Raw genomic sequence first — 12,006 nt, 5'->3', positions numbered from 1 at the left:
CCGGCTTCGCTGGTCGTCGCCGGCGAGGAGGACGCCGTCCTGGAGATCGCGGCGCGGCTCGCCGCCGGGGGGCGCAGGACCAGGCGGCTCCAGGTCTCCCACGCGTTCCACTCACCGCGGATGGACGCCGTGCTCGACGACTTCGGCCGGGTCGCGCGCGGTCTGTCGTACGCGCCTCCGGAGATCCCGGTCATGTCGAACGTGACCGGCGAGCCGGCGACCGCGGAGCAGCTCTGCTCGCCTGACTACTGGGTGGAGCACATCCGGCGACCGGTTCGCTTCGGCGACGGCGTGCGCCGGCTGGCGGAGCAGGGCGTCGTCACGTTCCTCGAACTCGGCCCCGACGCCGTGCTCACGGCCATCGCCGCCGACTGTCTCGCCGACCACCCAGGCGCCCAGACGGTCCCCGTGGCGCGCCGGGACCGAGACGAGGAGCAGGCCCTCACCGCCGCGGTGGCCCGGCTGCATCTCCGGGGCGTCGCCGTGGACTGGAGAGGGTTCTTCGCCGGCACCGGCGCCGAGACGGTCGACCTGCCGACCTACACCTTCCAGCGCCGGAGGTTCTGGCCGGACGCCGGGGCGGCCGCCGTACCCGCATCCTCCGGTGCGGCGGACACGGACTTCTGGGACGCGGTGGAACGCGGTGATGTGGCGGCGCTGTCAGCGGGGCTGGCGGTCGGCGGCGACACGCTGGAGGCGCTGCTCCCGGCGCTGTCCTCGTGGCGCCGCGACCGGCGGGAGCGCTCCGCCGTGGACGGCTGGCGGTACCGATCCGTCTGGAAGCCGCTGCCCTGGTCGCCACTCACCGCGCTCTCCCCGGAGCTCTCTCCGGACGTACGAGCCCGGTTGCTCGTGGTGATCCCGGCGGGGCACGCGGGTGAGGAGTGGACGACCTCGCTCGCGGGCGCGCTGGGCGCGGAGGCCGACCGGATCGAGGTCGGCGAACCCGACCGGGCGGCGCTGGCCGTGCGGATACGGGAGTTGTGCTCCGCCGGACCTCGGCCCATCGGGATCGTGTCGCTGCTGGCCCTGGACGAGCGGGACGTCGCCGGCTGTCCGGGGGTTCCCGCCGGTCTGGCGCTGACGGTCGCACTGGCGCAGGCCCTCGGCGACGCCGGGGCCGAGACACCCCTGTGGTGCGTGACCCGCGGCGCGGTGTCGGTGGGGCGCTCGGAACAGGTGTCCCGGCCGGTGCAGGCCGCCGTGTGGGGTCTGGGCCGGTCCGTGGCGCTGGAGCAGCCGCATCTGTGGGGTGGGCTGGTCGACCTGCCGGAGAACCTCGACTCCATCACGATCTCCCGCCTGATCGACGTGCTGTCCGGCATCCAGGACTCCGGCCTCAAGGATGAGGACCAGCTCGCGGTACGCCCTCCGGGGGTCTTCGGCCGCCGCCTGGCGCACGCTCCGATCGGCGAGAATCCCGTCGCGCGGGAGCTCGCCCCGCCGGGCACCGCCCCGACCGGCGCAGGCACCGAGTCCTTCGGCGGAGGCACCGTACTGATCACGGGAGGCACCGGTGCGCTCGGGGCGCGGGTCGCCCGCTGGGTGGCCGGTGCGGGTGCCGCGCACCTCCTGCTGGCCGGCCGCCGCGGGCCGGACGCCCCGGGCGCGGCCGAGCTGCGGGACGAACTGGCCGGCCTCGGCGCCCAGGTCAGCGTCGTGGCCTGCGACGTCGCCGATCGCGACGCCGTGGCCGCCGTGCTGGCCGGAATCCCGGAGGAGCAGCCGCTGACCGCGGTCTTCCACGCGGCGGGCGTGGTCGACGACGGGGTGCTCGACGGATTGACGCCGGAACGCCTCTCTGCGGTCCTGCGGTCGAAGGCGGTCGCCGCGCTCAACCTGCACGAGCTGACCGAGCACATGGACCTGTCGGCGTTCGTGCTGTTCTCCTCCACGTCCGCCACCTTCGGCTCGCCGGGGCAGGCCAACTACGCGGCCGCGAACGCCGTGCTCGACGCGCTGGCGGAGCACCGGCGCGCGCGGGGGCTCGCGGCGACATCCATCGCCTGGGGTCCGTGGGCCGGGTCGGGCATGGCGGTGGACGCCGCCGGCGTGGAGAACCGGATGCGCCGGGCCGGTCTGGAGATGATGCCCCCGGACCTGGCGATCCTCGCGCTGCGGCAGGCGATCGAGCACGACGACACGACGCTGACCGTCGCCGACGTCGACTGGTCCCGATTCGTCGGCGCCTTCGCCGCGATCCGGCGCAACCCGCTGGTGAGCGACCTGCCCGAGGTCGCCGCGGCGACGGGGGCCGGGGCCACGGGCGATGGAGGGGACGAGGCCGCCACGGCCGAGCCGCCGTTCCGGCGACGGCTGGCCGATCTGCCCGCCACCGAGCAGGGCCGGGCCGTCCTGGACCTGCTGCGCGGCCGGGTGGCCGCCGTGCTCGGCCATGCCGACGCCGACGGCATCGCACCGGACCGCCCGTTCAAGGAGCTGGGCTTCGATTCGCTGACCACCATCGAGCTGCGCAACGCGCTGGTCGCGACGACGGGGCTGACCCTGCCGGCGACGCTGGTGTTCGACTATCCCACCCCGAGCGCGCTGGCGGACTTCCTGCTGGCCGAACTGCTCGGCTCGATGCCGCACGAGGAGGCACGGCCCGGGTCGCGGGCCGTGACGGCACACGCCGCCGATGACGATCCCATCGTGATCGTCGGCATGAGCTGCCGGTTCCCCGGCGGGGTGAGCTCCCCCGAGGATCTGTGGCGGCTGCTGGTGGACGGGGGAGAGGGCGTCTCCTCCTTCCCCGACGATCGGGGATGGGACCTGGACGCGCTCGCCGGAGGGATGTCGGCCACGAGCGTCGGCGGCTTCCTGCGGGACGCCACCGAGTTCGACGCCGAGTTCTTCGGCATCTCGCCGCGTGAGGCGCTGGCGATGGACCCGCAGCAGCGCCTGGTGCTGGAGGCGTCCTGGGAGGCGCTGGAGCGGGCCGGCATCGATCCCCTCGACCTCCGGGGCAGCGACGGCGGCGTCTTCGTGGGCACCAACGGCCAGGACTACGTCGGCCTGCTCAAGGGTTCCGGCGCGGACGTGCAGGGGCACGTGGCCACCGGCACCACGGCGAGCGTCATGTCGGGGCGGCTGTCCTACACGCTGGGGCTGGAGGGTCCCGCGATCACCGTCGACACCGCGTGCTCGTCCTCCCTGGTCGCCCTGCACTGGGCCGCGCAGGCCCTGCGGGCCGGCGAGTGCTCGCTGGCGCTGGTGGGCGGCGTCTCGGTGATGTCGAGCCCGGACTCGTTCGTCGAGTTCAGCGCCCAGGGCGGCCTGGCCCCCGACGGGCGGTGCAAGGCGTTCTCCGACGCGGCCGACGGCACCGGCTGGTCGGAAGGCGTCGGCGTGCTCGTGCTGAAACGCCTGTCGGACGCGCGGCGAGACGGTCATCCGGTCCTCGCCGTCGTGCGCGGGTCGGCGGTGAACCAGGACGGCGCGTCGAACGGGCTGACCGCGCCGAACGGCCCGTCGCAGCAGCGGGTGATCCGGCAGGCACTGGCCGCGGCGGGGCTGTCCCCGGCCGAGGTCGACGCGGCCGAGGCGCACGGCACCGGCACGGCGCTGGGCGACCCGATCGAGGCGCAGGCCCTGCTGGCGACGTACGGCCAGGAGCGGGATCACCCGCTCCTGCTGGGATCGATCAAGTCCAATCTCGGCCACACGCAGGCGGCGGCGGGTGTCGCCGGTGTGATCAAGATGGTGCTGGCCATGCGGCACGGCATGCTGCCCAAGACGTTGCACGTCGAGGTACCGGCGTCGCACGTGGACTGGTCGTCCGGGGCCGTCGAGCTGCTGACCGAGCCCCGGGGGTGGACGGGGAAGGGACGACCGCTGCGGGCCGGCGTCTCCGCCTTCGGGATCAGCGGCACCAACGCCCACGTGATCCTGGAGCAGGCGCCCCTGGACGAGCGGCCCCCCGGCGAGCAAGGCGAGCGGAGGGTTCCCGCGGTCGTGCCGTGGGTCGTCTCCGGCCGGACCCGGGAGGCGCTGCGGGCCCAGCTCGACCAGGTACCGGCCGCCGACCGCGGCCTCGATCCGGTGGACGTCGGCTACTCGCTGGCGAGCCGGTCGATGTTCCGGCACCGCGCGGTGCTGCTGGCCACCGCCGACGGCGTGTCGGAGGTCGCGCGTGGCGAGGCCGCCACCGTCGCGGGCAGGTCGGCGATGCTGTTCGCCGGACAGGGCTCCCAGCGCCCCGGCATGGGCCGGGAGCTGTACGCCAGGTTCCCGGTGTTCGCGCAGGCACTGGACGCGGTGCTCGCGCAGTTCGACGTCGAGCTGGACCAGCCGCTGCGGACCATCCTGTTCGCCGAGGCGGGGTCGCCCGAGGCCGAGCGGCTTGACCAGACCCGGTGGACGCAGCCCGCGCTGTTCGCGGTCGAGGTGGCCCTGTTCCGCCTGGCGGAGTCGTGGGGACTGCGCCCGGACCTGGTGGCCGGGCACTCGATCGGCGAGATCGCCGCGGCGCACGTCGCCGGTGTGCTGACGCTGGCGGACGCGTGCACCCTGGTCGCCGCCAGGGGGCGGCTGATGCAGGCGCTACCGGCCGAGGGCGCGATGGTCTCGGTGCAGGCCACCGAGGAGGAGGTTCTCCCGCTGCTCGCCGGGCGCGAGCACGAGGTGTCGATCGCCGCGGTCAACGGACCGTCGGCGGTGGTGGTCGCCGGGGTGGAGGGGCCGGTCACCGAGATCGCCGCCCACCTCGCGGCCGAGGGTCGCAAGACCACCCGGCTGGCCGTCAGCCACGCGTTCCACTCGCCGTTGATGGACCCCATGCTGGAGGAGTTCCGCCGGTCCGTACGAGGGCTCGGGTTCTCCCCGCCGGCCATCCCGCTCGTCTCCGGCCTGACCGGCGAGCCGATCGCCGTCGAGCGGCTCTGCTCACCCGGCTACTGGGTCGACCACGCCCGGCAGGCGGTCCGCTTCGCCGACTGCGTGCGCACCCTGCGCGGTTCCGGCGTGAGCACGTTCGTCGAGCTCGGCCCGGACGGCGTGCTGTCCGCGCTGACCCAGCACTGCCTGGCGGCCGACGGCACCGAGGCGGGCACCCTGGTCGTGCCGATGCTGCGTAAGGACCGCGGCGAGGAGGCGTCGGCCGTGGACGCGCTGGCCCGGCTGCACGTCCACGGGCTGCCGGTGGACTGGCGGTCCCTGTTCGCCGGATGCGGCGCGCGCCGCGTCGACCTGCCCACCTACGCCTTCCAGCGCCGGAGGTACTGGCCCGAGGCCGTCGCCCCGGCGGTCGGCTCAGCGGGCGGTTCGATCGGGGACCCGGTGGACGCCGAGTTCTGGGCCGCGATCGAGCGTGCGGACCTGACGTCCGTGGCGGCCACGCTGGATCTGGAGGCGGACTCGCTGTCGACGGTGCTGCCCGCGCTGTCGTCCTGGCGCCGCTCGCGCCGCGAGCGCACCCTCGTGGACTCCTGGAGCTACCGGGTGGCGTGGAAGCCCCTGGCCGCCGTGCCGTCCACCCCGCCGTCCGGGAGATGGCTGGTGGCCGTCCCGGCCGGTGGGGCCGAGGCGGAGTGGGCGGAGGTGCTCGATGCCGTGGGCGCCGCCCTGGCCGGCCCCGATGCCCTGACGCGTCTCGACGTCACGCACACCGACCACGCGTGGCTGGCCGCACAGCTCGCCGAACAGCTCGGCGGCCCGGAGGCCGACGGCCGGGCGCCGACGGGGGTGATCTCCCTGCTGGCGTTCGCCGGGACGGGCGGTGACGGTCTGCCCGAGGTGGCGTCGACGGCCGCGCTGGTGCGGGCGCTGGGCGACGCGGGTGTCGACGCGCCGCTGTGGTGCGTCACCCGAGGCGCGGTGTCCGTGGGCAGATCCGACGCACCACCGAACCCGGGTCAGGCCGCGATCTGGGGCCTCGGCCGGGTGGCGGCGCTGGAGCACCCCCGGCGCTGGGGCGGCATGATCGACCTGCCCGGGCTGCTCGACCGGCGGGCCGTCGCCCGGTTCGCCGGCGTGCTGGCCGGCGGCCCGGACGGCGAGGGCGAGGTCGCCGTACGCGCCTCCGGGGTGTTCGGCCGTCGGCTCGTCCCGGCCCCGGCCGGGGACGCCGACCGGTCGTGGCGACCTCGTGGCACGGTACTGGTCGCCGGGGACACCGGAGTCTCCGGCGAGCGCATCGCCCGCCGGCTGGCCGACGTGGGGGCGGACCGGGTCGTGCTGGCCGGGTGCTTCGCCGCGCCGGAGCCCGCCGAGGTGGATCCCCGGGTGACGAACAGGCACTGCGACCTGGCGGATCGGGAGGCCGTGGCCGCCCTGCTGGCGGAGTTCCCGCCGGACGCGGTCATCTACGCCGAGGAACCGGCCGAGGCCGCCCCGCTGGCAGAGACCGAGCCGGCGGACCTGGCCGAGACCGCCGCGGCCTACGCCGCCGGGGCGATCCACCTGGACTCCCTGCTGGAAGAGCGGGAGCTGGATGCGTTCGTCATGTTCTGTTCGCTTTCCGGTGTCTGGGGCGTCGCCGGCCGAGGTGCCGCCGCCGCCGCGGAGGCGGTCCGGGACGCACTGATCGAAGCGCGCCGCGCCCGAGGCGCGGTGGGGACCGCCGTCTCCTGGTCGGCATGGGCGGACAGCGGCCTGGCCGCGGACAGGGGGATGGACCTGCACCTGCGGGCGAACGGGCTGCCCGCGCTGGCGCCGGAGCTCGCGCTCGGCGCGCTGGGCCGGATCGTCGCGAACGGTGAGAGTGCGGTGACGGTCGCCGACGTGGCGTGGGACCGGTTCGCCCCGGCCTTCCTCGCGGTGCGGCCGACCTCGCTGCTGGACGAGCTGCCCCAGGCCCGGCGGGCGATCGAGGCGGTGGACGGCGCCCACGACGGCGAGCCCACCGCGGCGGCCGCGCTCCGGGACCGTCTTCGCGGGCTGCCGGCGGCCGAGCGTCCGGGCCTCGTCCTCGAACTGGTGGTGGCCAGGGCAGCCTCGGTCCTCGGGCACGCGGACGGCACCTCGATCGAGGCCGACCGGGCCTTCCGGGACTTCGGGTTCGACTCCCTCACCGCGGTCGACCTGCGTAACCAGCTCAACGCCGCGACCGGGCTGACCCTGCCGGCCACGCTCGTCTTCGACCACCCGACACCGGTGGAACTCGCCGAACACCTGGCGGCCCGGGTGCTCGGGGAGGAGAGCCTCGGCGAGGAGAGCCGGGCGCCCGTATCGGCCGTGCTCTCGGACGACCCGGTCGTCATCGTCGGCATGAGCTGCCGGTATCCGGGCGGCGTCCGCTCGCCGGAGGACCTGTGGCGGCTGGTCACCGGCGAGGTGGACGCGGTCGGCGTGTTCCCCGCCGACCGGGGCTGGGACCTGGAGGTGCTGTCCGGTGGGGACGCCGACGGGCGTGGCCGCAGCACGGCGGCCGGAGGCGGTTTCCTCTACGACGTCGCCGACTTCGACCCGGCTTTCTTCGGCATCTCGCCCCGTGAGGCGATGGTGATGGACCCGCAGCAGCGACTGGTGCTCGAAGCCGCCTGGGAGGCGTTCGAACGGGCGGGCATCGACCCCGCCGGCCTGCGGGGCGGCGATGTGGGCGTCTACGTCGGCGCCACCGGTGGTGACTACCGGCCGCCTCGCGATCATCACGGCCACGCGCAGACGGCCCAGGCGGCCAGCGTGATCTCCGGCCGGCTGTCCTACACCTTCGGCCTGACCGGGCCCGCGGTGACCGCGGACACCGCCTGCTCCTCGTCCCTGGTGGCGTTGCACCTGGCCGCGCAGGCGCTGCGGTCCGGGGAGTGCTCGCTGGCTCTCGCCGGTGGTGTCACCGTGATGTCCACCCCGGTGGGCTTCGTCGAGTTCGGCGAGATGGGGGCGCTGTCCCCGGACGGCCGGTGCAAGGCGTTCTCCGACGCCGCCGACGGCACGGGCTGGGCGGAGGGCGTCGGCATGCTCGTCGTCGAACGGCTGTCGGACGCCCGGCGCAACGGCCATCACGTGCTGGCGGTCCTGCGCGGTTCGGCCGTCAACCAGGACGGCGCGTCCAACGGGTTCACCGCGCCGAGCGGCCCGTCCCAGCAGAAGGTGATCAACCGCGCCCTGGTCGCCGCCGGGCTGACCTCGTCCGACGTGGACGTGGTGGAGGCGCACGGCACGGGCACCAGGCTGGGCGACCCGATCGAGGCCCAGGCCCTGCTGGAGACCTACGGTCAGCATCGGGAGCGACCGGTGCTGCTCGGGTCGATCAAGTCCAACATCGGGCACACCCAGGCGGCGGCCGGAGTCGCCGGACTGATCAAGATGGTCATGGCGATGCGGCACGGGGTGGCGCCGAGGACGTTGCACCTGGACGCGCCGTCGTCGCATGTGGACTGGTCGGCGGGCGCGGTGGAACTGCTGACCGAGTCCAGGCCGTGGCCTGACGCCGGACGTCCGCGCCGGGCCGGGATCTCGTCCTTCGGAGCCACCGGCACGAACTCACACGTGATCATCGAGGAGGCGCCGCCCGCCGACCACACCGAGCCGTCACAGGTCGCCACCGGGCTCCACGGGACCCTTCTGCCGGTGCCGCTGTCGGCCAAGAGCCCGGCCGCGGTGCGGGCACAGGCGCTACGCCTGCTCGACCACCTCGCCGAGCACCCCGAACTCGACCTGGCCGATCTCGCCTACTCCCTGGCCACCACCCGGTCGAGCTTCCGGCAGCGGCTCGTCGTCCTGGCCGGCAGCCGCGCGGAGCTGGTGGACGGCCTGACCGCGGCGGCGGACGGAAACCCGGCTCCCCACGTGCTCGACGGCCGGATCGGGCGAGCGGGCAAGACGGCGTTCCTGTTCACCGGCCAGGGCAGCCAGCGGGCGGAGATGGGCCGCGAGCTCTACGACCGGTTCCCGGTCTTCGCCGATGCGCTCGACGCCGTGCTGGCGCACCTGGACACCAGGCTGGACCGCCCGCTGAGGAAGATCCTGTTCGCCCCGGCGGGCACCCCCGAGGCCGAGTTGCTCGACGGGACCGGGTGGACCCAGCCGGCGCTGTTCGCGGTCGAGGTCGCCCTGTTCCGCCTGCTGGAGTCCTGGGATCTCACCCCTGACCTGCTGATCGGACACTCGGTCGGCGAGCTGGCCGCGGCGCACGTCGCGGGCGTGCTGTCACTGGAGGACGCCTGCGCGCTGGTGGCGGCCAGAGGCGCGCTCATGCAGCGGCTTCCGGCCGGCGGCGCGATGGTCGCCGTCCAGGCCGGCGAGGAGGAGGTGCTGCGGGCGCTGGCCGGGCACGAGCACCAGGTCTCCGTCGCCGCGGTCAACGGCCCAAAGGCCGTGGTGATAGCCGGGCTGGAGCGGGCGGTGCTCGACGTGGCGGGCGCGCTGGCGGAGAGCGGGCGCCGGACGAGGCGGCTGCGGGTCTCGCACGCGTTCCACTCGCCGCTGATGGAGCCGATGCTGGCGGACTTCCGGGCGGTCGCCGAAGGCGTCTCCTACTCCGCGCCGCGAATTCCGGTGATCTCGAACGTGACCGGCGACGTCGTCACGTCCGAGCTGTGCTCTCCGGACCACTGGGTGGCGCACGTACGGAGCGCCGTACGGTTCGCCGACGGGATCCGGGCGGCGCACGAGGCGGGGGTGACCCGTTACGTCGAGATCGGCCCGGACGGGACCCTGACCGCGATGGCCCGTGACACCATCCCCGCGGAGGCCGAGGTGGAGCTGGTCCCCCTGCTGCGCAGGGACCGCGACGAGCACCGGGCCCTCGTCACCGCGCTCGCCCGGCTGCACGTGCACGGGATGAGTCCCGACTGGACCTCGATCTTCGCCGGTACCGGCGCCCGGCCGGTGGACCTGCCGACGTACGCGTTCCAGCACGAACGATTCTGGCCCGAGACGGGGCAGGCGGCCGTGACCGGTGCCCCGGACCCGGTGGACGCGGAATTCTGGGCCGCCGTCGAGGAAGAGGGCACCGAGGCGCTGGCCTCGCGGCTCGACGTGGACGGCGACGCGCTGGCCAAGGTGTTGCCGGCGCTGTCGTCATGGCGCCGGGAGCGGCGCCGCAGGTCCACCATGGACGCCTGGCGGTACCGAATCGCGTGGAATCCGCTCACCGGCGACGGCGCGGAGGCGCCGGGCCGGACCGCGGCGACCGGCCCCTGGCTGGTCGCGCTTCCCGAGAAGCCGACGGCGGACGCCTGGACGAGCGCGGTGATCGACGCGATCGGAGCCATGGGCGCGGAGGTCGTACGCCTGGAGGTGGCCGACCTCACCGCCACGTCCCAGGACCGGGCCGCGCTGGCCGAGCGGCTGAGCGTACCCGCCGGAGCCCGACCGTACGCCGGAGTCGTGTCGCTGCTGGCCCTGCGGGAGTCCCAGGACTCCCAGGAGTCACGTGAGTCCTTGGAGGCCGGAGTTCCCGATGGGCTCGTGCTGACCACGCTGCTGATCCAGGCACTGGGCGACGCCGGTGTCGACGCGCCGCTGTGGTGCCTCACCCAAGGCGCGGTCGCGGCCGCTCCGGACGATGGTCTGCGCAGTCCGGCGCAGGCCGCCGTCTGGGGCCTTGGCCGAGTCGCCGCGCTGGAGCAACCGCAGCGGTGGGGCGGTCTGATCGACCTGCCGGAGAACGTCGACCGGGGAGTGGCGCGACGGCTGGCGAGCGTACTGGCCGGGCTGGACGGCGAGGACCAGGTCGCCGTCCGAGCCTCCGGCGTGTACGCGCGGCGGCTGGTGCAGGCTCCCGCGGACAGGGCCGACAGGCCCGACGAGTGGGAGCCGTCCGGAACCGTACTGATCACCGGTGGCACCGGCGCACTCGGCGGGCATCTGGCCCGCTGGCTGGCCCGGCATGGCGCGGAACACCTGTTGCTGGCCGGCCGGCGGGGGATGGACGCCCCCGGTGCCGCCGAACTGCGCGCCGAGCTGGCCGGGCTGGGGGCCCGGGTGACCGTCGTCGCCTGCGACGTGGCCGACCGGGATGCCCTGTCCGCCGTGCTGGCCGCCATCCCGGCCGAGTTTCCGCTGACCGGTGTGGTGCACGCCGCGGGCGTGCTCGACGACGGCGTGGTGGACGGGTTGACGCAGGAGCGGTTCGAGACCGTGTTCCGCGCCAAGGTGACCTCGGCGGTCGTGCTGGACGAGCTGACCCGAGAGCTGGATCTGCCGGTGTTCGTGCTGTTCTCGTCCGCGGCGGGGACGCTCGGCACTCCCGGCCAGGGCAACTACGCCGCGGCCAACGCGGTGCTGGACGGCCTGGCCGAGCGGCGGCGCGGGCGCGGGCTCGCGGCCACCTCGGTGGCGTGGGGGGCCTGGGCCGGTGGCGGCATGGCGGAGGTGGCCGCGGCGCAGGAGGCGTCCCGGCGCATGGGCGTGCGCCCGATGGACCCCGAACTGGCCGTCTCCGCGCTGAGCGGCCTCGTCGCCGGGGGTGAACCGGTCGCCGTGGTCGCCGACATCGAGCACGAGCGGTTCGTCCGCTCCTACACGGCGGGCCGGCCCAGCAGGCTGCTGTGCGAACTGCCGGGATACCGTGAGCTGGTCGAGTCGGCGGGCTCGGCGCGGGAGGCCGGGCAGTCGGCGTCCGCCCTGCGGGACAGGCTGGCCGGCCTTGCCGGCTCCGAGCGGCTCGGTGTGCTGCTCGACCTGTTGCGCGGTCAGATCGCCATGGTTCTCGGGCACTCCGGCCGCGAGGCGATCGGTGCCGATCAGGCGTTCCGGGACCTGGGGTTCGACTCCCTCAGTGCGATCGAGCTGCGTAACCGGCTCACGGCCTCGACGGGACTGAAACTGCCCTCCACGCTCATCTTCGACTACCCGACCCCGGAGGCCCTCGCCGGTCACGTGATCGAGCGGCTCCTGCAGGAGACGGGCGCGGCCTCGGGGGTCGACGAGGAGGAGGCGCGGGTGCGGGCGCTGTTCGCGTCGCTGTCCATGACCAGGCTGCGGGAGATCGGCGTGCTGGACGCGCTGCTGCACCTGACCGGTGCCCCGGAGGCGTCCACCGATGACGAGGCCGATGACGCGCTCGACTCGATGGGACTCGACGAGCTGGTGCGGGCGGCCCTCGACGGTGGAGCGCAGTGA

General features: G+C 74.7%; 1 protein-coding gene (cut by a window edge). It reads left to right on the top strand.

What is annotated here, in order from left to right; genetic code table 11:
• Positions 1–12,006: the end of a type I polyketide synthase gene (locus ACFQVD_RS15210; RefSeq protein WP_386271350.1), read on the top strand. It extends 16,914 nt beyond the left edge of the window; the window shows 12,006 of its 28,920 coding nt (coding positions 16,915–28,920); its start codon lies beyond the left edge, outside the window; the stop codon is at positions 12,004–12,006.

It is taken from the genome of Streptosporangium amethystogenes subsp. fukuiense, assembly GCF_042665875.1.
GTDB lineage: Bacteria > Actinomycetota > Actinomycetes > Streptosporangiales > Streptosporangiaceae > Streptosporangium > Streptosporangium fukuiense.
This window is presented reverse-complemented; position numbering and strand designations above follow the sequence as displayed.